Raw genomic sequence first — 20,645 nt, forward strand, 5'->3', positions numbered from 1 at the left:
GCGCATTTCTCGTCACGGATGAGCAGCCTGGTGCGACGACCGAGAGCTAGATCACGGGGGTGGCGCCAGCACCGGCACGGTGATGGGCGGCAGGCCCGGGATGTTGACGATCGTGGTGGTCATCTCGCCAGGCGGAGCGCCGGGGATACCCGGAATGACAAGGGGTGGTGGCGCCGGCGGGATGCCATTGCTCATCAGGATGGTGATCACGGAGCCAGGAATGGTGGTCCCGGACGGGCTGGTGCCCACGACCTCGTTGAACGGTGCCGTGCTGTTCACCGAGCTGGCCTGATCGGCCACCCTGAAGCCCGCCTTCTTGAGAACGTCACGCGCCTCGGGCTCGCGCAGACCGTTGATGCTGGGCACCTTCGATCCCGGGCCGCCTTCGACGTATCGGGGTTCGGTGGGCGGCAGCACCGTCGGGCCGTAGTTGTCGGCGATCGGCTTCATCGCCTCGAACCAGGCGCGCGCGGGCTCATTACCGCCGTACAGATTTCCGTCGCCGCACTTGCGCAGCGGGAACGAGCACAGATCGCCCGGGGTGGTCGAGTCGTCGTAGATGTAGCTCGCCCCGGCCAGGTTGTTGGTGTACCCCAGGAACGCCGATGAGCGGTGCGCCTCGGTGGTACCGGTCTTGCTGGACAGCGGCAGGTTCCATCCGACCGATCCGGCCGAACCGGCGGCAGTACCGCCGGGTTGATCGTCCTTGCTCAGGGCGTTGGCCAGGGTGTTGGCCAGCCCGGTAGGCACCACCTGCTCACAGGCCTCGACCGTCGTCGGTACTTCCTTGCCGTGACGATCGAAGACCTTGTCGATGGGGTTCGGCGGGCACCACTTGCCGCCGGAGGCCAAGGTGGCCGCCACGTTGGACAGCTCGAGCGGGTTGATCTGAATCGGGCCGAGGGTGAACGATCCCAGGTTGTACTTCTTGATGTATTCGGCCAGGCTTTCGTCGCCTTCGGGGTCATACGGCTTGGCGGTACCCGGCTCCGCATAGGAGCGCATCCCCAACTTCACGGCCATATCGACCGCCTTGGACACGCCGATCGACTGAATCAGCTTGGCGAACGCGGTGTTCGGGGAGGTCGCGAGGGCGTCGGTGACGCTCATCGGGGAGCGGTAGTTGCCGACGTTCTTGACGCACCAGTTGTCCTTGGGGCAGCCCTTGGAGCCGTCGCTGCTGCCCAGGCCCTTGGCCGCGAAGGTGGGCGGCACGTCGAGCACGGTGTTGATGCCCATGCCCATATCCATGGCCGCGGCAACCGTGAAGATCTTGAAGATCGACCCGGCACCGTCACCGACCAGGGAGAAGGGCTGCGGCTGCATGGTTTGGAAGGCGTTTCCGTCCAGACCGTAGGTGCGGCTGGAAGCCATCGCCAAGATGGGGTGGCTGGTCTGTCCCGGCTTGATGACGCTCATGACGTTGGCGATGCCATTGAGGCCGGGATCGGCGACATGCGAGACCGCCTGCTTCACCGAGTTCTGCACATCCGGGTCCAGGGTGGTGCGGATGAGGTATCCGCCCTTCATCACCTGGTCCTTGCTGATGCCGGACTTGGCCAGGTAGTCGAGCACGTAATCGCAGAAGAATGCGCGGTCACCAGCGGCGATGCAGCCGCGCGGCAGCTCGTTGGGCTGGGGCAACACGCCGAGGGGCTGTGCCTTGGCGGCCAGCAGCTCGCCCTTCTTATCGGGAGAGTTGGCGATCATGGTGTCGAGCACCAGGTTCCGCCGGGCCAGGGCGCGTTCGGGGTTGACGTAGGGATTGAGCCCGGAGGTGGACTGCACCATGCCCGCCAACAACGCGGCCTGCTGCCAGTTCAGGTCCTTCGCGTCGACGCCGAAATAGGTCTGTGCGGCATCCTGCACGCCGAACGAGTTGTTACCGAAGGACACCAGGTTCAGGTACCGGGTCAGGATTTCCTGCTTGGTGAAGGTCTGGTCCAGCCGCAGCGCCATCCGGATCTCGCGTAACTTGCGGGCGGGAGTGGTCTCGATGGCGGCCTTGCGCTCGGCGTCCGTCTTGGCCACCACCAGCAGCTGGTAGTTCTTCACGTACTGCTGCTCGATGGTCGAACCGCCGCGGGTGTCCTCATCCCCGGAGGCGTATCCGGCCAGTCCGCCGAGCGTGCCCTTCCAGTCGACGCCGTTATGTGAGGTGAAGCGCTTGTCCTCGATGGACAGCAGGGCCAGCTTCATGGTGTCGGCGATCTCGTCGGCCGACACCTCGAAGCGTCGTTGGGTGTACAGATAGGCGATCTTGTTGCCCTTGGCGTCCTCCACCGTGGTGACGGCGGGCACCTCACCCTGAAGCAACTGAGTGGAGCCATTGGCCACCACGTCGGATGCGCGATTGGAGGCCAGCCCGAATCCACCCGCGAAGGGGAACATCAGCCCGGCCAGGATCACCGCCGCGACAAGTCCGCAGCCCGCGAGCTTCGCGAGGGTCACGGAGGGGGGTATCTGGGGGGACAGCCGCTCTGGCATAGGCACAGGGTACGTGGCATCCCCAGAGGTGTCTGCGGGGTAGTTGATTGGTAACACGGGGCTCGCTCGGGGCGATGAAAAGACGTTGTCGGCACAACCGTCCCAAAAAATTACGACCAGGTGTTGCGTTGAGGACCCCTGACCACTAACTTGATCTCACGGTGTGATTCAAGTTACACACCAAGCGGACTGTGGCCCACGCCTCTTGGTGGGCCGCTCGTGACAGAAGGGATTGCCAGTGTCAGCTTCACGGCCAGCCATGAGTGCTTTGCATACGGCGGTATCGATCGATGGTGGAGAAGCTCGCATTGCTTGGGTTTCCCAGGCCAGATGCAGACAGGGCGACCCTGACGAGTTGTTCGTACGCGGCGCGGCGCAGCGCAAGGCCGCGGTCATCTGCCGGCACTGCCCGGTGATGATGGAATGCGGTGCCGATGCGCTGGATAACCGCGTGGAGTTCGGTGTTTGGGGCGGTCTGACCGAACGGCAGCGTCGGGCGATGCTGAAGGCTCACCCCGAGGTGGAGTCGTGGGCTGACTTCTTCGCCGCGCAGCGCAAGCACAAGAGCGCCGTCTAACGAGGTTCTTTTCCGTCGAGTGTCGACATTTCGGGTAGTTCTCTCGAACTTCTAGCCGAGAAGTCGACACTCGACGTGTATCTGGCTCAGGAAGCGACGCCGGTGATCTGATCGGCGATGGCGCGCAGCGCTTCGACGTCGGAGACATCGAAGGGGAGCGACGGCACTCCGACGATCGGAACTGTCGGGTTGGCGCTGGTGAAGCGCGACAGCAGCCGGATCTCGCGCTTGGCGGTCGCCGCGCGCTCGGCGTGAATCCTCAGCACCGCACCGGGCAGGCTGTATTCACCCGATTCATCGAGGTTGTCGGCGAGATCGACGGCCCGTTCGACGGTGAGGCTCGACAGCGTGGGGTGGGTGCGGTTGAGGATCAGGCCCGCCAGCGGCATGCCCTCCTGCGTCAGCCGCTCGACGAAGAAGGTGGCCTCACGCAGGGCGTCCGGTTCGGCGGCAGAAACCACGACGAACTGAGTGCTACGCCGGCGCAGCAATTCATAGGTGCGGTCTGCCTTTTCCCGGAATCCGCCGAATGTGGAGTCCAGTGACTGCACGAACATCGAAGCATCGGAAAGCAATTGGGAGCCCAGCACTGTGGACAGGGCCTTCATGGCCAGGCCGACCGCGCCCGTGACAATGCGGCCCAGTCCGCGGCTGGAACCCAGTAGCATCTTCCAAAGACGTCCATCCATGAAGCTGCCCAACCGCTTTGGGGCATCCAGGAAGTCCAACGCGTTACGGGACGGGGGCGTGTCCACCACGATCAGGTCCCACTTGTCCTCGTGGAGAAGCTGGCCCAATTTCTCCATGGCCATGTACTCCTGCGTGCCCGACATGGAGGTGGCGACGGTCTGATAGAACTTATTATCCAGAATCGATTGCGCGCGATCGGATCCCGCGTGCTGAATCACCAGCTCGTCGAAGGTGCGACGCATATCCAGCATCATCGCGTACAGCTCGCCCTTGAGGCCCTCGATCTGCACCTGCTGCGGGGTGTTACCGAGTGCCTCGATGCCCAGCGACTGTGCTAGCCGGCGCGCCGGGTCGATCGTCAGCACCACAACGGTGCGGCCATACTCCGCGGCGCGCAGCGCGACCGAGGCTGCCGTCGTCGTTTTTCCGACACCGCCTGCACCGCAACAGACTACGACGCGATTCTTGCGGTCTTCGAGGATGGCCGCCATGTCCAAAACGGCAGGTGTGTTGCTCATCGGACTCCCTGCTCGGCCAGGTGATCGGCCAGTTCGTAGAGGCTGCCCAGGTCGACACCGTCAGCCAGAGTGGGCAATTCCAGACGCGGAATGTGGAGCTCGCCGAGGAGTTCTTCGCTCTCAGCGCGCGCCCGCATCCGGGTCGCGTGCTCGATGGTCTCGGTGAGCAGACCGGCGAAGTCGGCATCGGAGAGCGTTACATTGTTCTCGTCCAACGCCTTACGTACCGCGTCCGCGTCGATGACGCCCTCGGCGGCCTTGTCAAGATCCGCGGGAGACAGATGCGCCACCACGGTCCGATTGACGATGACACTGCCGACCGGCAGGCCCATCTCGCTGAGTTCTGCGATGGCCTCGGCCGTTTCCTGCATGGGCAGGGCCTCGAGGAGGGTCACCAGGTGGATGGCGGTCTGATCCGAGTGCAGCAACCTGCGCACGCCCTCGGACTGCGAATGGATCGGGCCGCCCTTGGCGATATCGGACAGCGCGGACGTCACATCCAGGAAGCGGGCGATCCGCCCGGTGGGTGGAGCGTCGACCACCACCGCGTCGTACACATGCCGCCCGGACTTGTCGGTGCGGACGATGCACTCCTTGATTTTTCCGGTCAAAATCACGTCACGCAGGCCCGGTGCGATGGTGGTGGCGAACTCGATGGCACCGATGCGCTTCATCGCACGTCCGGCCAGGCCCAGGTTGTAGAACATGTCGAGGTATTCCATGAACGCCGTCTCGATCTCGATGGCGAGTGCGTTCACCACCCCACCGCCTTCGGCGGTCGCGATCTTGAGTTCCTTAGGCGCCAGCGGTGGCACATCGAAAAGCTGGGCGATGCCCTGCCTGTTTTCGACCTCGACCAGCAGCACCTTGCGGCCGCCCGCGGCCAGGGCGAGAGCCAGCGCCGCGGCGATGGTGGACTTTCCGGTCCCGCCCTTGCCGGTCACGAAGTGCAGTCGTGCATTCGCGACTCGCGCAGGCCAGGTAGTTAAAGGGGGCCCCGCCGCCGCGTCGCTGGGGGAGTCAGGGGAAGTGTTCACCACGCGAGCATGCTAACTGTCCGCCATCGACTGGCAATCGCGAACGCCCTAGGGTGCGTATATGACCGAACGCACCGCGTGGGAGTACGCGACCGTCCCGCTGTTGACACACGCCACCAAGCAGATCCTGGACCAATGGGGAAGCGATGGCTGGGAGCTGGTGAGTGTGCTGCCCGGGCCCACCGGTGAACAGCACGTCGCCTACCTGAAGAGGTCGAAATGAGCACGCACAGCGCCCGCCTGGCCGAGCTGGGTATCGAGCTGCCGGCCGTCGCTGCGCCGTTGGCGGCGTATCAGCCCGCGGTACGCAGTGGTAACCACGTCTACACCTCCGGACAACTGCCCATGGTGGACGGCAATCTGGCCACCGCGGGCAAGGTGGGTGCCGAGGTGTCGCCGGAGGATGCCAAGGCCCTGGCGCGGATCTGCGCGCTCAACGCGGTGGCAGCCGTGGATGCCCTCGTCGGGATCAACAATGTCGTGAAGGTGGTCAAGGTTGTCGGATTCGTCGCATCGGCACCGGGATTCACCGGCCAGCCGGGTGTGGTGAACGGGGCCTCGGAGCTGCTGGGGGAGATATTCGGGGAAGCGGGCGTGCATGCGCGTTCGGCGGTTGGTGTTGCCGAGTTGCCGATCAACGCCCCCGTGGAAGTCGAGATCGTGGTGGAGGTCCGAGAGGAAGTGTCCGCATAGTGCACCCCGCCTACGGGCAACTGCGGCCGGTCACCGAGACCGCCTCGGTGCTGCTGGCCAATAACCCGGGGATGATGACGCTTGAGGGCACCAACACCTGGGTGTTGCGTGCACCGGGCAGCGACGAGATCGTGATCGTCGATCCGGGCCCCGGAGTGGCCACCGGTGATCCCGACGTGCACGTCGAGCAGCTCGCCAAGATCGGCAAGGTGGCCCTGGTACTGGTGAGCCACCGGCATTTCGATCACACCGGTGGTGTCGACCGGCTGGTCGAACTGACCGGCGCCCCGGCGCGTGCGGTGGATCCGGCATGGCTGCGTGGCGACTCGGTGGCGCTGACAGACGGCGAGCGCATCGACGTCGCGGGGTTGTCGATCTCGGTGCTGGCCACGCCCGGGCACAGCGACGATTCGGTGTCCTTCGTTCTGGACGACGCGGTGCTGACGGCCGACACCATCCTGGGTCGGGGTACCACGGTGATCGCACAGGACGGCGGGGGTCTCGGTGACTACTTGGAATCTTTGAAACGCCTTGAGGGTCTGGGTAAGCGGACCGTGCTGCCCGGCCACGGCCCGGAACTGAGCGATCTGTCGGCGGCATCGGCCGAATACCTGGCCCACCGCGAGCAGCGTTTGGACCAGGTGCGCGCGGCGCTGGCGGCGCTGGGAGAAGACGCCTCGGCACGGCAGGTTGTCGAATTCGTGTACACCGATGTGGACCCGTCGCTGTGGGGTGCGGCCGAATGGTCGGTCCAGGCGCAACTGGACTACCTGCGTACTGTTTAGCCAGCGGTGAACTCGATTCCCCTTGCCCTCGCGGGCTCACTGAGCTGGGGCATCAGTGACTTCATCGGCGGGCATGCGAGCAAGCGGCGGTCGACCCTGGCAGTACTCGCGTTGAGTCGGCCCGTCGGGCTGGCGGTGGTCGGGCTGGTGTCCGTGCTCACCGCCTCCACGCATTTCGATGGCCGCACCCTACTCGGAATGCTTTCCGGTCCAGCCGCTTTCGCGGCTCTGTACGCGCTGTATCGCGCCCTTGCGATTGGGCCGATGGGTGTGGTGTCACCGATTGCGGCGGTCGGTGCGGTGGTACCGGTGCTGTGGGGCACCGTGATCGGGCAGTCGCTCGCGGGCCTGACGTATCTGGGGTTGGGCGGCACCCTCGTCGGGGTCATGCTGGCCTCGGCCTCCGAAGGACTCGACGGGCAGCGGCCGGGACGACAGGTGCTGGTGTGGTCGTTCTTCTGCATGGTGATGTTCGGGATCTGCATGATCCTGCTGGCCGAGGCCGGTAGGTATCACCCCGTGGAGGCGGTGGTGGTCTCCCGCGCTACCGAGGTCGTGCTGATCCTGATACTCGGGGCGCTGAGCTGGAACAACCTGCGCGAAAACCTGCGTCCACCGTTCGGGGTGGTGCCCTTCGCCGGTGTGCTCGACACCTCGGCCATGCTGCTGTTCGCCTACGCCGCCGGGCACGGCAGCCTGGCTGTCGCCGCCGTGCTGTCCTCGCTATACCCGGTGGTGACGGTCCTCATCGCCCGGTTGGTACTTCATGAGCGCCTCAGCAGGGTTCAACAGACCGGTGCGGTGCTGACGCTTGTGTGCGTAGCTGTCGTGGTGTTCAGCGCGGCGCGCTGACATACACGGGAAATCAACGCGCGCGGCGTGCCAGACGCTCGGAGTCCGAGATCAGGACGCTCTTGCCCTCCAGGCGGATCCAGCCGCGGTGCGCGAAATCGGCCAGGGCCTTGTTCACGGTCTCGCGGGACGCACCTACCAGCTGGGCGATCTCTTCCTGCGTCAGGTCGTGCGTCACGCGGAGCGCGCCACCCTCCTGGGTGCCGAACCGCTGAGCCAGCTGCAGCAGTTGCTTGGCCACGCGGCCGGGCACATCGGTGAAGATCAAATCGGCGAGATTGTTGTTGGTGCGGCGCAGGCGGCGGGCCAAGACGCGCAGCAGCTGCTCGGCGATCTCCGGGCGGTCGGCGATCCAGGCGCGCAGTGCGTCCCGGTCCATCGACACGGCACGCACCTCGGTGATGGTGGTGGCGCTCGACGTCCGGGGGCCGGGGTCGAAGATCGACAGCTCACCGAACATGTCCGACGGGCCCATGATCGTCAGTAGGTTCTCACGGCCATCGGGTGATCGGCGCCCGATCTTCACCTTGCCGGTGATGATGATGTACAGACGGTCGCCAGGCTCGCCTTCGGCGAACACCGTGTGTCCGCGCGGAAAGTCAACCGGCTGTAGCTGCTTGGTCAGCGCCGAGACGGCGCTCGGTTCGACACCCTGGAAGATTCCGGCCCTGGCCAGGATCTCGTCCACGTTTGCCCCTTACCCAAATTGTTAGTCATGCTTGCGCAGGCCTGCTTGCCTCGACATGAGTCTAGAGGCCAGGTCGCCAAAGAACGTGATCCAAGCTACACCGCTGCACCACCGGCACGCAGTGAATCCACCACCGAATGCCGTGAGCGCATCGAAGAAATGCTCTCTTCACGCAGGCTGGGGCCATTTCCCCGCGAGCGTGCGGTGCTTGTGCCCGTGCGCGAAGTCGGATGGTTGTAGCTGTTTGTGGTGGCCTGGTAGACCGCTTCCAGAGACGGCTCGATGCGTTGCAGTTGCCGCCGGTGCAAACCCTCGATGGCCGACGGCATGCCGTCGCGGGCGAGACGATTCATGTCCGACGGACTCGCTTGGTCCAGAAAATCGGCGACTTCACTCGGCTGCAAGGTATGCCGCATCAACCCGGCTTCCAGCTTTCCCAACCCAAGGCTGGCAAGCATGAGAAGTCCGGGTACCAATAAACCGAATAGGCCCGACACGGGTTGAAGTAAACACGTTCAAGGTCTCGGCGAGGTCACGAAAAACAACCGGTTTGTCCTGCGCACGGGGCGAAATGGCGTGCGGGCCGACCCAGCCCTTGTCCTGGCCCGCGGCTACCCTGGGATTGTGCCAACAACCGGATCAGCCGCTAAGCCCAGAGCGAAATCGTCGGTGAAGGCCCCAGCGCCGGTCCGTGCTTGGAAGCCCGAGACGCACACAGGATTGGTCCGTCGCGCCCGGCGGATGAATCGCACTCTGGCGCAGGCGTTTCCGCACGTCTACTGTGAGCTCGACTTTACCAACCCGCTGGAGCTGGCGGTGGCGACCATCCTGTCGGCCCAATGCACCGATGTCCGCGTCAACATGGTGACGCCCGCGTTGTTCGCCAAATATCGCACCGCCGAGGACTACGCGGGTGCCAACCGCGCCGAGCTCGAAGAGATGATTCGCACCACCGGCTTCTATCGGAACAAGGCCAACTCGATCATGGGGTTGGGCACACAGCTGGTGGAGCGCTTCGGCGGAGAGATCCCGCCGCGGTTGAAGGATCTGGTGACGCTGCCCGGCATCGGGCGCAAGACCGCAAATGTGATCCTGGGCAATGCCTTTGATATTCCGGGCATCACCGTCGACACGCATTTCGGTCGGTTGGTGCGCCGCTGGCGCTGGACCGAGGAAGAAGACCCGGTGAAGGTCGAGCACCTCGTCGGTGAGCTCATCGAGCGCAAGGAGTGGACGTTACTCAGCCACCGGGTGATCTTTCACGGCCGTCGCGTGTGCCATGCGCGCAAACCCGCCTGCGGAGTCTGCGTGCTGGCCAAGGACTGTCCGTCCTATGGCCTGGGCCCGACGGACCCGGAGGTGGCTGCGCCACTGGTGAAGGGCCCGGAGACCGAGCACCTGCTGGCGTTGGCCGGGTTGTGACGTGGCCCGACTCAACACCGGGGCCCGGTGGACGATCGCCGGGGTGGTGCTGGTCGCGGCGCTGATCGCCGTCATGTTGTCGCAGCAACACGATCAGCAGCGGCGCGGACCACAGGGGCAGCAGCAGGTAGCAGCCCGCGAGCGCCGAGATGCTGAGACCCCCGAAGCCCTGGCGGAGTTGCGGCGTCAGGCGCAATTGCCCTCGTGTCCGGCGGCGAATCCCGATCCGGGCACGCCGGCACTGGCCGGGATAACGCTGGAATGCAGCGGCGTGCGGGTTCCGGTGGGGCCGGTACTTGCCGGGCGACAGGTGGTGCTGAATCTGTGGGCCTACTGGTGCGGACCCTGCGCAGATGAGCTGCCCGCCATGGCCGAATTGCAGCGCCGCGCCGGTGACAAGCTAACCGTCATCACGGTGCACCAGGACGAGAACGAGGCCGCCGGGTTGAACAGGCTCGCCGAGTTGCACGTGCGCCTGCCAATGATCCAGGACGGCGCTCGTCGTATCGCGGCCGCGCTGAAGTCACCGAATGTCATGCCCACCACGATTTTGATACGCGCGGACGGTAGCGTTGCCCAAGTGCTACCGCGTTCGTTCACTTCGGCGGATGAGATCGGTGCTGAAGTGGAACAAGCGTTGGGAATGAGGTTCTAGGTCGTGACAGCCGATGAGCCATTCGCGCGAAGAGGATTGGCGACAGCGCCGCTGAGTCCCGATGCCGCCCCGGACTGGATGCGCCCCTTGGTGGACAACGCCGCCAGTGTGAAGGACATCTACGGCAGGGGCGTGCACCCTGCGGTCAAAGCGATCCTGCAAGCGCGCAAGTTGCCGTCTTCCGGCCGTCCGGCCGCCGTTCTGGTATTGGTGTCTGCCGATGGCGCCGTGACCGACCCGACCGAGGCGGACCTGCTGCTGACGGTGCGGGCATCGACCCTGCGCCAGCACAGCGGACAGGTGTCGTTCCCGGGCGGCGCCACCGACCCGGGCGACGGCGGCCCGGTAGGCACGGCCTTGCGTGAGGCTCAGGAGGAAACGGGCCTGGACCCCGCCCGCGTACAACCGTTGACGGTGATGGAATCGCTATTCATCCCCCCGTCCGGTTTTCACGTCTCGCCGGTGCTGGCGTACTCGCCCGACCCCGGCCCGGTGCTTGCCGTTGATCCCGGCGAGACCGCGGAGGTGTCGCGGGTAAAGATCGGTGACCTTGTCGACCCCACCAATCGGATCATGGTGACCAAGAAGACATTTGGAATTCGCTATAGCGGCCCGGCCTTCCTGCTGCCGGGGATGTTGGTCTGGGGTTTCACCGGGCAGATCATCTCGGCGATGTTGGAGGTGTCCGGCTGGGCGCAGCCATGGGACACTCATAACCTCCGTGATCTTGATGAGCTGCTGGCCGAGCACCTGGGAGGGTCGGTATGAATCTGAATCCGTCGCAGTGGCTCGATATCGGTGTCATCGCTGTCGCTTTCATCGCCGCGGTATCCGGATGGCGTTCCGGCGCACTGGGCTCCCTGATGTCTTTCGTCGGGGTGATCTTGGGTGCGGTGGCGGGCATCATGCTGGCGCCGCATGTGGTGGCCAATATCGAGGGTTCGCGCACCAAGCTCTTTGCCTCGCTGCTGCTCATCCTGGTACTGGTGGTCATCGGCGAGGTCGCCGGCGTGGTGTTGGGCCGGGCGATGCGTGGCGCCATCAGAAATCGAGTGCTGCGCACCGGCGATTCGGTGGTGGGTGTGGTGCTGCAGGTGGCCGCGGTTCTGGTGGCCGCGTGGCTGCTCTCCATCCCGATGCAGAGCTCCAATCAACCGAATATCTCTGCGGCAGCGCGTGAATCGAAGGTGCTGAGCCAGGTCGACAAGTACGCCCCCGACCAGCTGCGCAAGGTGCCCAACGACCTGTCGAAGCTGTTGGACACCTCCGGGTTGCCCAGCGTGCTGCAGCCGTTTGGCAAGACACCGATCGCCGCGGTGGACGCACCCGACGCGACGCTTGCCGACGGTCCGGTGGTGCGGGGGTCGGAGCCGAGCGTCGTCAAGATCAAGGGCATCGCACGCAGCTGCCAAAAATCGCTGGAGGGAACCGGATTCGTCATCGCGCCGCATCGGGTCATGTCGAACGCTCACGTCGTGGCCGGCACCAACAGCGTGACCGTCGAGTCGGCGGGGCAGACCTACGACGCCAGTGTGGTGTCCTATGACCCGAACGCCGACATCTCGATTCTCGCGGTGCCCGATATGCCCGCGGCGCCGTTGGTGTTCGCGTCCAAACCGGCCAAGACCGGTGACGACGCGATCGTCCTCGGGTACCCGGGCGGTGGGGATTACAAGGCGTCACCGGCGCGGGTGCGCGAGATCATCGAACTGAAGGGACCGGACATCTACCGCTCCATCACGGTGACCCGCGAGGTGTACACCGTCAGGGGCTCGGTGCTACAAGGTAATTCGGGCGGTCCGTTGATCGATACGGAAGGCCGTGTGCTCGGTGTGGTCTTCGGGGCGGCGATCGACGATGACGACACCGGTTTCGCGCTCACTGCCAAGCAGGTCAAGGATCAGCTCGCCAAGGCGGACCTAGCCGACCCTGTGGCCACCGGCAGTTGCGTCTCCGCGGCCGAAGCCAATAGGCCGACCGAGCAGCCCGTCAACGGCCCGCAGTCACCGGTGCCCGGTAAAGCGCCGTAGATGTTCGTTCACAGCGGCGGGGTCTTCCTCGTGGACGTAGTGGCCCACCCCGCGTAGCGCGACGAACTGCCCGTTGGGCGCGTACGGCAGTGAGCGATGCACCGGGTCGGCGAGCACATACGGATCCGACTCGCCGCGCATGTGCAGCACCGGAACCGACAGCTCGCGATTCATGGACCGCATGAAACGCCAACCTTCGCTGCGCAATTGGCTGCGCACCGCCCAGCGCTGATATTCCAGCGCACAGTGGGCCACCCCGGGAATGCAGATTGCGGTGCGCAGGTGCTTCATGCTCTGCGCAAAGTCGTCGGTGCTGGTCCAGCGGGTGCCCGCACGCGAGCGCACCAGACGCTCCAGCTCGGCGGCGCGATGACGGGTTAGGGTGCGCTCGGGCAGGATCGGCACTTGGTAACGCATCAGTGAGGGCAGCAGTGCCCCGCCTTGTCCGGTTCCGCGGAACGTCGAGGTGCGCAGGGCGATCGGATGCGGTGAGCTGATCACCGCAATGGCATTGACCAGGCGGGGATGCAGGTTAGCAGTGGCCCAGCAGACCAGTCCGCCTTCGGCATGCCCGACCAGCGTGGCCGAGGTGTGGCCCAGAGCCCGAATCAATCCGGCGGTGTCGCCGGCGAGGGTCCATCCGTCGTATCCACGTGGCGGCTTGTCGCTGCCGCCGTAACCACGCAGGTCGACAGCCACCACCCGGGCACCGGGAAGAGCGCCGAGTTGATGGCGCCATGACCACCAGAAGGAGCCAAACCCGTGGAGCAGCAGCACCAGTGGACGGCTTGTAACGGGTGCGGTCGGTGCGTCCTGGGCGTCGGCTTCCACCACGTGGAACCGAATCCCGTTGGCATGTACGTCGAAGTGACGCCACGGGCCACTGATACGGACCACGGATGGATCGGGGTGACGAGCTGTCTGGTCGAACAGCATGGAGGTGTCGGTACCGGGCCGACGTCAGACGGCTACCAGCCCGACGGGTCTACGGGCTTGATGGCTTTGGTGTCCGAGGGTGCCTCATCCTCGCGGCTGAAGACGTTGGCCGTCTCCTTGACGCTCTCGATGGTTGCCTGTGGTCCGCGGATGCGTCTGACTTGCAGATAGCCGATGAGAACCGCCAGCACCGCGACGAACACCATGGCGGCGAAGATGATCAGGTAGGCAGCCCAGGCGGGCAGCCAGATCTTGAGCACTTCGGCGGCGAAAAAGAAGAAGAAGAACGTCGAGTAGAAGAGAACCACCAGAGCGGCGATGAAGAAGATGCTGCCCGCCACGCCCTTCTTGACGTCCCGGATGACCTCGGCGCGGGCAAGCTCGACCTCGGCACGCACCAGGGCGGAAACCTGGGTGGTGGCGTCCCGGACGAGATTGCCGATGGTGGGTTCGCCGGTGCCGGTCGCGTTCGGATCAGACAGCGGGATGGCGGCGACGGTGATCGGAACGCCATTGCTGTCCGTGCGGTAGTTGCGGCTTCCAGGGCTGCTCACTGTGCTCCCTCCGTGTCCCTCGCGGGTCCGGTGTGCTTCCGGTGAAATCTAGTTGCGGCCTATGTTGCCACGTCGGCGGCGCCGGGGCTGCGGCGCGTCTGGCCTGGGGGCGTTGTTACCCAATCGATAGCACTGTGACAGAAGTGGCCAGTGTGAATCTTGATTAGAATGGCGTACGCGTGGCCGACCGGGGGAGAGATGCGGCCGGAGTGAGAAGGGCTGCTGGACATGAGGTCATCTGGGCGACGGATGCGGTACGGGTTGCCGGTCCTGATTGCGCTGTTTGGCCTGTTCGCGGCCGCGATACCGGCCGCAGCGGCTCCGGCGGCGGGTGCCGACGACAAGGTGCCGATGGGCGGCGGAGCCGGGCTCATCATCAACGGCGACACCCTGTGCACGCTGACGACGATCGGCCACGACGGCAAGGGCAATCTCGTGGGCTTTACCTCCGCACACTGCGGCGGCGCCGGCTCGCAGGTGGCCTCCGAGGACTTTCCCAAGAAGGGTGTGCTGGGCAAGTTCGTCAACGGAAACGAGCAGTACGACTACGCCACCATCCAGTTCGATCCGGAGAAGGTACAGCCGGTGTCCACCTACAAGGGCTTCACCATCACCGGAATCGGGCCTGATCCTCAGCCGGGTGATATCGCCTGCAAGCTGGGACGCACCACCGGCAACTCGTGTGGGGTGACATTCGGGGCAGGAGCCGAGCCGGGCACATTCATCAACCAGGTTTGTGGCCAGCCGGGTGACTCGGGAGCTCCGGTGACTGTGAACGGACAGCTGGTCGGCATGATCCATGGCGCGGCCACCAAGCTGCCCGTGTGCGTCATCAAATACATTCCATTGCATACGCCGACCACCACGTACTCGATCAACACCGTGCTGGCCGATATCAACGCCAAGAACCGTACCGCCGGAGTGGGTTTCACCCCGGTCGGCTAGTTCTCATGCATCTTCTTATGCATCGACACGCCGTTTTGTGATGCATTTCGCGAGTAAGGCTCGCAAAACGCGGCGTGTCGACGCAGTATGGGGAACGGCGGCTACTTACTGGCCCTGATCGCCTCGAAGACGCTCGGATCCACCAGCGTTGAGGTGTCGCCCAGTTCGCGTCCCTCGGCCACATCACGCAGCAGCCGCCGCATGATCTTGCCGCTGCGTGTCTTGGGTAGCTCCGGCACCACGTGAATCTCTCGCGGCTTGGCGATCGGCGAAATCTCTTTGGAAACCTGAGCTTTCAGGTGTGAGACGAGTTCGTCGCCTTCGACGGTGTGGCTGGCCTTCAGGATCACGAAGGCCACGATCGCCTGTCCGGTCGTTTCGTCGGAGGCGCCGACGACGGCCGCCTCGGCGACACCGTCGTGTCCGACCAGTGCGGACTCCACCTCGGCGGTGGAGATCCGGTGCCCGGAGATGTTCATGACGTCGTCGATGCGCCCCAGGACCCAGATGGCACCGTCGCTGTCGTAACGTGCGCCGTCGCCGGCGAAGTACCAGCCCTGCTCGGCGTAGCGGGACCAGTACGTCTCCTTGAACCGCTCCGGGTCGCCCCAGATCCCGCGCAGCATCGACGGCCACGGCTTGTCCAGCACCAAATACCCGGTGACCGGTTCATCGCCGCTCGCGGGCTCCAGCTGATTTCCTTCGTCATCAACGATTTTCGCGGAAATGCCGGGGACCGCGCGCATCGCGGAACCGGGTTTGGTCTCGGTGACGCCGGGCAGCGGAGAAATCATGGCCGAGCCGGTCTCCGTCTGCCACCAGGTGTCCACGATCGGTGTGCGGTTGCCGCCGATGACCTCGCGGTACCAGCGCCAGGCCTCGGGGTTGATCGGCTCGCCGACACTGCCGAGCAGCCGCAGGCTGGACAGATCATGCGCGAATGGGATCTCGCGGCCCCATTTCATGAATGTCCTGACCAGGGTGGGCGCGATGTAATAGATGGTGACGCCGTACTTTTCGATGATCTCGAAGTGACGATGTTCGTTCGGGGAGGTGGGCGTTCCCTCATACACCACCTGGGTAGCGCCGTTGGAGAGCGGGCCGTAGACGATGTAGGTGTGTCCGGTAACCCAGCCGATATCGGCTGTGCACCAGTACACATCGGTCTCGGGCTTGAGGTCGAAGATGTTGAAGTGGGTGTACGACGTCTGCGTCAGGAAGCCGCCCGAGGTGTGCACGATGCCCTTGGGCTTACCGGTGGTTCCGGAGGTGTACAGCAGGAACAGCGGATGCTCGGAATCGAAAGGTTCAGCAGTGTGGGTGGTGTCAGCCTTGTCGACCGTCTCGTGCCACCACAGGTCCCGGCCCTCGGTCCATTCGACCGGAATCTCGGTGCGGCGCACCACCAGAACGTGCTCGACAGAGCTCGGCTCACCGCCCAGGTCTGATGTCGCCGGCCCCGCGGCTCCCAGGGCTTCGTCTACCTGACTCTTCAAGGGGGCGGCGGTGCCGCGGCGCCATTGGCCGTCGGAGGTGATGACCAGCTTGGCCTGTGCGTCATCGATGCGGGCGCGCAGCGCTGCCGCGGAGAATCCCGCAAAGACGACGCTGTGCATCAGACCCAGCCGCGCACATGCCAGCATCGCCACGATGGCCTCGGGCAGCATCGGCATGTAAATGGCCACCCGGTCACCGGATACCAGGCCGAGTTCGGTCAGGTAGTTGGCGGCCTGACTGACCTGAGCCAGCAGCTCGGCATAGGTGATGGTGCGGGTGTCGCCCGGTTCGCCCTCCCAGTGGATGGCGACCCGATCGCCGTTGCCGGCCTCTACATGCCGGTCGACGCAGTTGTACGCGACGTTGAGCTTGCCGCCCACAAACCACTTCGCGAAGGGCGCGTCGGACCAGTCGAGAACCTGCCCGAAGGGCTCGTCCCAGTGCAGGCGGCCGGCCTGTTGCTCCCAGAACCCGAGCCGATCTTCCTCGGCCGCCTGGTAGAGGTCGGCGGTCGCATTCGCTGTCGCTACGAATTCCGGCGACGGCGGATAGCTGTCCGGCTCGATGCTGGTTTCGGTCATCTGATCTGGCCTTTCTGCCCTAGACAGGTCCGATCCAAAAGCCTAGTGGGCGGTCATGGTTACCGAGAAGTAATTGGAGTTGTCGTTCAGAAGCGGGCGCGCTGGTGTGTCGATGGAGAGACATCGGCGCGTTACCCGCCTATGGTTCGTCCTACCTATTCAGCTACCGAGGAAAGGGCGAGGATGAGGTTGCGCCGACTGGCCATCGTGTTGCTTGTCGGCATTGTCGCCGTCCTGCCCGCCGGCTGCGGTGACCTCGTCACTCCGGCGCCTCCCGGCTACTTCAGCATGTACATCACCGAACCTGAGCACACCTTGGTGCCGGGAAACACCACTGAGAATCAGGGTGGTCGGATCCTGCGCTCGCTATTCACCGCGCTGGTCGAGTTCAACAACGAGACCGCTGCGGTGGAGTACACCGGGGTGGCCGAATCCATCACCAGTCACGACAACGTCAACTGGACGATCAAGCTCAAACCCGGGTGGACGTTCCACAACGGGGAACCGGTCACCGCCCAGTCCTACGTCGATGCCTGGAACTACACCGCCCTGAGCACCAATGCCCAGGGGTCCTCCAGCTTCCTCGCCAATGTTGACGGCTTCGATGATCTCCAGGGTGACCCGGCACACAAGATCGCGCCGCGGGCCACACAGATGCGCGGGTTGCACGTCGTGGATGACGTCACCTTCACCGTGCGCCTCAACACGCCGTTCGCGATCTATCCGATGACCTTGGGGTACACAGCGTTTCTGCCCCTGCCCAAGGCGTTCTTCCGGGACCCGGTCAAGTTCGGGGTGCACCCCATCGGCAATGGCCCGTTCAAGGCCGACGGTGATTGGGTGCGTGGTGTCGGATTCACCCTCAGCCGGTACGACCAGTACGCCGGGGAGAAAAAGGCCAAGGCCAAGGGTCTGATTTGGCGGGTGTACACCGAGGGCCTGACCGCCTACACCGATATGCAGGCCGGGGCACTGGACATTCAACTGGACCTTCCCGACGCCGCCTACGAGAACGCCAAGGCCGAATTCGGGTCGGCGTATCTGGAACGACCCCGCCCGGATATCACGTCGTTGGGATTCCCGATGTACGACCCGCGATATCGCGATGTGCGTGTGCGGCAGGCTATTTCCATGGCCATCGACAGGGAGGCGATCACCCAGGTAATCTTCTCCGGCACTCGCACGCCCGCCACCTCGTACGGCTCGGCGGTGGTCTACGGGTACCGCAAGGGGGCGTGTGGCAAGCTTTGCGAACTGCACGTGGATGAGGCCAACAAGCTGCTCGACGAGGCCCATTTCGATCGGAACAAGCCCATTGAGCTGTGGTACAGCTCGTCGAGCACGGGGGCACTGTCCTGGGTACAGGCCATCGGCAATCAGCTGCAGTCCAATCTGAAAGTTCCGTACCTGCTCAAAAGCCTGCCCTGGTCACAGTTCCTGCCACTGCAGGACGGCAAGGGGATGACGGGGCCGTTCCGGTCCGGTTGGGTCATGGATTATCCGTCGATCTATAACTTCCTGGAGTCGCTGTACGGCACGGTAGCCCTGCCTCCGAACGGTTCCAACTATGTGTTCTACAGCAATCCGGCATTCGATGAGCTGCTGCGCCAAGGCAACAACGAGCCGACGGTAGAACTCGCGACCAAGGCGTATCAGAAGGCGGAAGACCTGTTGTTCAAGGATCTTCCGGCCGCGCCGCTCTTCTATGAGGTCAACCAGGCGGTGCATTCCAAGCGGGTGCGCAATGTCAAGATCGGCATCCAGGACTGTATTGAGTACGCAGACGTGGAGGTGGTGCAGTGACCACCGTGTTGGGCAACGTTCGACAGTTCTGGCAGAGCGCCGGTCTCTTCCGCTACATCGCCAAGCGGCTGCTGCTCGCGATACCCGTTCTCATCGGGACGTCGCTGCTCATCTACAGTCTGGTGTACGCGCTGCCGGGTGATCCCATCCGGGCATTGGCCGGTGACCGTCCCTTCACTCCCGAAGTCATGGCGCAGCTGCGCGAGCGGTTCCATCTCAACGATCCGTTCTTGGTGCGATACGGTAAGTACATCGTCGGGTTCCTACACGGCGACTTCGGCACCGACTTTCAGCAACGCCCTGTCGCACAGACTGTTTCGCAGCGTCTGCCGGTGACCCTGCGGCTCACCGTGGTAGCCGTGGCGTTCGAGACGATCATCGGTATCACCGCCGGCGTCTTGTGTGCGGTGCGCCGGGGATCGTTCTACGACAACCTGGTCCTGGTCACCACCACGCTCCTGGTCTCGATGCCGGTGTTCGTGCTGGGCTTCCTGGCGCAGTACCTATTCGGCTTCAAACTCGGCTGGTTCCCCATTGCCGGCATCCGCGACGGGTGGTACAGCTTCCTGCTGCCGGGATTGGTGCTGGCCTCGCTGTCCATGGCGTACGTCGCCCGGCTGACCCGGACATCGATGCTGGAGACGATGGATGCCGAGTTCGTCCGTACCGCACGTGCCAAGGGCATTTCCGAATCGCGCATCCTGCTGCGGCACACCCTGCGTAACAGCCTGATTCCCGTCGTGACCTTCATCGGTGCGGACGTGGGGGCGCTGCTGGCGGGCGCCGTCGTCACCGAGTCGGTGTTCAACATCCCCGGGCTGGGCCGTGCGACATTCGACGCGGTCCGAAACCAGGAGGGCGCCGTAGTGGTGAGCATCCTGACCCTCATTGTGTTTTTCTATATCTTCTTCAATCTCGTCGTCGACATTCTTTACGCGCTGCTGGATCCGAGGATTCGCTATGAGTGATCCCGTAAACACTCCGGGCCCGGTGTCCGGCCCGGACGCCACCGCCGAGTCCCTGGCGGAACAGGCAGACCTATGGGGCAACGCCTGGAAGTATCTGCGCCGCAGCGGCTTCTTCATCACCGGGTCGATCCTGCTGACGATCCTGGTGTTGATGGCGCTTGCTCCGCAGCTGTTCACCTTTGGCAAGGATCCCCGCGCTTGCGACCTGTACCAGGCGCGCAAGGGGATCAGTGCGGCCCACTGGTTGGGCACCGATCTGCAGGGCTGTGACTACTACGCCAATGTCGTGTACGGGGCCAGGGTCTCGCTGACCATCGGGCTCATCGCAATGGTGGGTGTGTTGATCATCGGTGTCATCGTGGGGGCACTGGCCGGATACTTCGGAGGCATCGCCGATTCTGCGCTCTCCCGGCTGACCGACGTCTTTTATGGCATTCCAACGATTCTGGGCGGGATGATCCTGCTGTCGGTGGTGGGGCATCGCACGGTGTGGAGCGTCGCCGGTGCGCTCATCGCCTTCGGCTGGATGACATCGATGCGGTTGGTTCGCTCCAGCGTGATGAGCATCAAGCAGAGCGACTATGTGCAGGCCGCCATAGCTCTGGGTGCGCCGACATGGCGAATCCTGCTGCGGCACATACTTCCGAATGCGTTGGCCCCGGTTCTGGTGTACGCCACCATTGCGGTGGGCAGCTTCATCGCGGCGGAAGCCACTCTGACCTATATGGGCATCGGGCTGGAGCTGCCTGAGATCTCGTGGGGATTGCAGATCAACGACGGGCAGTCGCGATTTGCTTCCACGCCGCGGCTGGTCATCGTTCCGGCGTTGTTCCTCTCGGCGGCCGTGCTGGGCTTCATCATGGTCGGCGATGCCCTTCGCGACGCACTCGACCCCCGGAGAAGGTAGGTGGAGGTGCCCACAAGTGA

General features: G+C 64.3%; 21 protein-coding genes. 13 read left to right on the forward strand and 8 right to left on the reverse strand.

The features are described from left to right. Nucleotides 1–51: 51 nt before the first annotated feature. Nucleotides 52–2,487: a transglycosylase/D,D-transpeptidase PonA2 gene (gene ponA2 / locus MAB_RS02215; RefSeq protein WP_012296304.1), complete on the reverse strand. Its 2,436-nt coding sequence runs from the start codon at nt 2,485–2,487 to the stop codon at nt 52–54. 259 nt (nt 2,488–2,746) lie between these two features. Here ponA2 and MAB_RS02220 point away from each other — a divergent pair, with 259 nt between their 5' ends. Then, nucleotides 2,747–3,064 (forward strand): WhiB family transcriptional regulator, encoded by a 318-nt coding sequence (locus tag MAB_RS02220; protein WP_005086942.1) that lies wholly within the window; start codon nt 2,747–2,749, stop codon nt 3,062–3,064. Nucleotides 3,065–3,150: 86 nt separating this feature from the next. Here the strand turns inward: MAB_RS02220 and MAB_RS02225 are convergent, their stop codons facing one another. Both MAB_RS02225 and bagA read right to left on the reverse strand, forming a co-directional pair. Next, on the reverse strand, nt 3,151–4,272 hold the full coding sequence (locus MAB_RS02225; RefSeq protein ID WP_005083535.1) for an ATPase BagB: 1,122 nt from the start codon (nt 4,270–4,272) through the stop codon (nt 3,151–3,153). Beyond that, the gene (gene bagA, locus MAB_RS02230; RefSeq protein WP_012296306.1) at nt 4,269–5,312 is read right to left on the reverse strand and encodes an ATPase BagA; all 1,044 of its coding nucleotides are present in this window, start codon (nt 5,310–5,312) and stop codon (nt 4,269–4,271) included. Before bagA ends, MAB_RS02225 begins: the two co-directional genes overlap by 4 nt. Nucleotides 5,313–5,370: 58 nt before the next feature. Here bagA and MAB_RS02235 point away from each other — a divergent pair, with 58 nt between their 5' ends. Genes MAB_RS02235 through MAB_RS02250 form a run of 4 tightly spaced genes read left to right on the forward strand, consistent with a single transcriptional unit; the run spans nt 5,371 to nt 7,639 of the window. Further along, on the forward strand, nt 5,371–5,532 hold the full coding sequence (locus tag MAB_RS02235; RefSeq protein WP_005063257.1) for a Sp36 family protein: 162 nt from the start codon (nt 5,371–5,373) through the stop codon (nt 5,530–5,532). Further along, entirely contained in the window at nt 5,529–6,002 is a 474-nt protein-coding gene (locus MAB_RS02240; protein WP_005092109.1) for a RidA family protein, read from the forward strand. Before MAB_RS02235 ends, MAB_RS02240 begins: the two co-directional genes overlap by 4 nt. Next, nucleotides 6,002–6,787, forward strand: coding sequence for an MBL fold metallo-hydrolase (locus MAB_RS02245; RefSeq protein WP_005063262.1), 786 nt, complete (start codon nt 6,002–6,004; stop codon nt 6,785–6,787). Before MAB_RS02240 ends, MAB_RS02245 begins: the two co-directional genes overlap by 1 nt. A 6-nt stretch (nt 6,788–6,793) precedes the next feature. Beyond that, nucleotides 6,794–7,639: a DMT family transporter gene (locus MAB_RS02250; protein ID WP_005083532.1), complete on the forward strand. Its 846-nt coding sequence runs from the start codon at nt 6,794–6,796 to the stop codon at nt 7,637–7,639. A 13-nt stretch (nt 7,640–7,652) separates the two neighbouring features. On the opposite strand, the gene crp is transcribed toward MAB_RS02250, so the two are convergent. Beyond that, nucleotides 7,653–8,327, reverse strand: a complete 675-nt coding sequence (crp, locus tag MAB_RS02255) for a cAMP-activated global transcriptional regulator CRP (protein WP_005063269.1) — start codon at nt 8,325–8,327, stop codon at nt 7,653–7,655. 95 nt (nt 8,328–8,422) lie between these two features. After that, nucleotides 8,423–8,785 (reverse strand): hypothetical protein, encoded by a 363-nt coding sequence (locus tag MAB_RS02260; protein WP_005113011.1) that lies wholly within the window; start codon nt 8,783–8,785, stop codon nt 8,423–8,425. A 211-nt stretch (nt 8,786–8,996) separates the two neighbouring features. Here MAB_RS02260 and nth point away from each other — a divergent pair, with 211 nt between their 5' ends. The 4 genes from nth to marP are packed head-to-tail and all read left to right on the forward strand — an operon-like array spanning nt 8,997 to nt 12,434. Next, nucleotides 8,997–9,749: an endonuclease III gene (gene nth / locus MAB_RS02265; RefSeq protein ID WP_014850225.1), complete on the forward strand. Its 753-nt coding sequence runs from the start codon at nt 8,997–8,999 to the stop codon at nt 9,747–9,749. A gap of 1 nt (nt 9,750) precedes the next feature. Next, the gene (locus MAB_RS02270) at nt 9,751–10,404 is read left to right on the forward strand and encodes a TlpA family protein disulfide reductase (RefSeq protein ID WP_005113013.1); all 654 of its coding nucleotides are present in this window, start codon (nt 9,751–9,753) and stop codon (nt 10,402–10,404) included. 3 nt (nt 10,405–10,407) lie between these two features. Then, entirely contained in the window at nt 10,408–11,172 is a 765-nt protein-coding gene (locus tag MAB_RS02275; protein ID WP_005083528.1) for an NUDIX hydrolase, read from the forward strand. Continuing rightward, entirely contained in the window at nt 11,169–12,434 is a 1,266-nt protein-coding gene (marP, locus tag MAB_RS02280) for an acid resistance serine protease MarP (protein WP_005083527.1), read from the forward strand. Before MAB_RS02275 ends, marP begins: the two co-directional genes overlap by 4 nt. Here marP and MAB_RS02285 read toward each other — a convergent pair. Together MAB_RS02285 and MAB_RS02290 are read right to left on the reverse strand one after the other, a co-directional pair. After that, entirely contained in the window at nt 12,408–13,370 is a 963-nt protein-coding gene (locus tag MAB_RS02285) for an alpha/beta fold hydrolase (RefSeq protein WP_005083526.1), read from the reverse strand. The genes marP and MAB_RS02285 overlap by 27 nt on opposite strands. Before the next feature lie 32 nt (nt 13,371–13,402). After that, a complete protein-coding gene (locus MAB_RS02290; protein WP_005072577.1) occupies nt 13,403–13,924 on the reverse strand; it encodes a phage holin family protein in 522 nt (173 codons plus the stop codon). A gap of 249 nt (nt 13,925–14,173) precedes the next feature. On the opposite strand from MAB_RS02290, the gene MAB_RS02295 reads away from it, so the two are divergent. Beyond that, nucleotides 14,174–14,869, forward strand: coding sequence for a chymotrypsin family serine protease (locus MAB_RS02295; protein WP_005072578.1), 696 nt, complete (start codon nt 14,174–14,176; stop codon nt 14,867–14,869). 101 nt (nt 14,870–14,970) lie between these two features. Here the strand turns inward: MAB_RS02295 and acs are convergent, their stop codons facing one another. Next, nucleotides 14,971–16,947 carry an acetate--CoA ligase gene (acs, locus tag MAB_RS02300; RefSeq protein WP_005086931.1) on the reverse strand — a complete coding sequence of 659 codons (1,977 nt, stop codon included), beginning with the start codon at nt 16,945–16,947 and terminating at the stop codon, nt 14,971–14,973. Nucleotides 16,948–17,130: 183 nt separating this feature from the next. Between acs and MAB_RS02305 the strand changes: the two genes are divergently transcribed. The 3 genes from MAB_RS02305 to MAB_RS02315 are packed head-to-tail and all read left to right on the forward strand — an operon-like array spanning nt 17,131 to nt 20,625. Then, nucleotides 17,131–18,750, forward strand: coding sequence for a peptide ABC transporter substrate-binding protein (locus tag MAB_RS02305; RefSeq protein ID WP_005086928.1), 1,620 nt, complete (start codon nt 17,131–17,133; stop codon nt 18,748–18,750). Continuing rightward, complete coding sequence (locus MAB_RS02310; protein WP_005113014.1) at nt 18,747–19,718, forward strand: ABC transporter permease; 972 nt, start codon at nt 18,747–18,749, stop codon at nt 19,716–19,718. Before MAB_RS02305 ends, MAB_RS02310 begins: the two co-directional genes overlap by 4 nt. Beyond that, nucleotides 19,711–20,625, forward strand: coding sequence for an ABC transporter permease (locus MAB_RS02315; RefSeq protein ID WP_005113015.1), 915 nt, complete (start codon nt 19,711–19,713; stop codon nt 20,623–20,625). The genes MAB_RS02310 and MAB_RS02315 overlap by 8 nt, the downstream gene beginning before the upstream one ends. The last annotated feature ends 20 nt before the right edge of the window (nt 20,626–20,645 follow it).

This window comes from Mycobacteroides abscessus ATCC 19977, from assembly GCF_000069185.1.
Lineage (GTDB): Bacteria > Actinomycetota > Actinomycetes > Mycobacteriales > Mycobacteriaceae > Mycobacterium > Mycobacterium abscessus.

Excerpts from the sequence above, each read along its gene's own strand:
- MAB_RS02285 (WP_005083526.1), bottom strand. The coding sequence starts at position 13,370 with ATGCTGTTCGACCAGACAGCTCGTCACCCCGATCCATCCGTGGTCCGT.
- MAB_RS02260 (WP_005113011.1), bottom strand. The coding sequence starts at position 8,785 with ATGCTTGCCAGCCTTGGGTTGGGAAAGCTGGAAGCCGGGTTGATGCGG.
- MAB_RS02220 (WP_005086942.1), top strand. The coding sequence starts at position 2,747 with ATGAGTGCTTTGCATACGGCGGTATCGATCGATGGTGGAGAAGCTCGC.
- MAB_RS02295 (WP_005072578.1), top strand. The coding sequence starts at position 14,174 with ATGCGGTACGGGTTGCCGGTCCTGATTGCGCTGTTTGGCCTGTTCGCG.
- acs (WP_005086931.1), bottom strand. The coding sequence starts at position 16,947 with ATGACCGAAACCAGCATCGAGCCGGACAGCTATCCGCCGTCGCCGGAA.
- MAB_RS02235 (WP_005063257.1), top strand. The coding sequence starts at position 5,371 with ATGACCGAACGCACCGCGTGGGAGTACGCGACCGTCCCGCTGTTGACA.
- ponA2 (WP_012296304.1), bottom strand. The coding sequence starts at position 2,487 with ATGCCAGAGCGGCTGTCCCCCCAGATACCCCCCTCCGTGACCCTCGCG.
- MAB_RS02305 (WP_005086928.1), top strand. The coding sequence starts at position 17,131 with ATGAGGTTGCGCCGACTGGCCATCGTGTTGCTTGTCGGCATTGTCGCC.
- MAB_RS02225 (WP_005083535.1), bottom strand. The coding sequence starts at position 4,272 with ATGAGCAACACACCTGCCGTTTTGGACATGGCGGCCATCCTCGAAGAC.
- marP (WP_005083527.1), top strand. The coding sequence starts at position 11,169 with ATGAATCTGAATCCGTCGCAGTGGCTCGATATCGGTGTCATCGCTGTC.
- MAB_RS02315 (WP_005113015.1), top strand. The coding sequence starts at position 19,711 with ATGAGTGATCCCGTAAACACTCCGGGCCCGGTGTCCGGCCCGGACGCC.
- MAB_RS02240 (WP_005092109.1), top strand. The coding sequence starts at position 5,529 with ATGAGCACGCACAGCGCCCGCCTGGCCGAGCTGGGTATCGAGCTGCCG.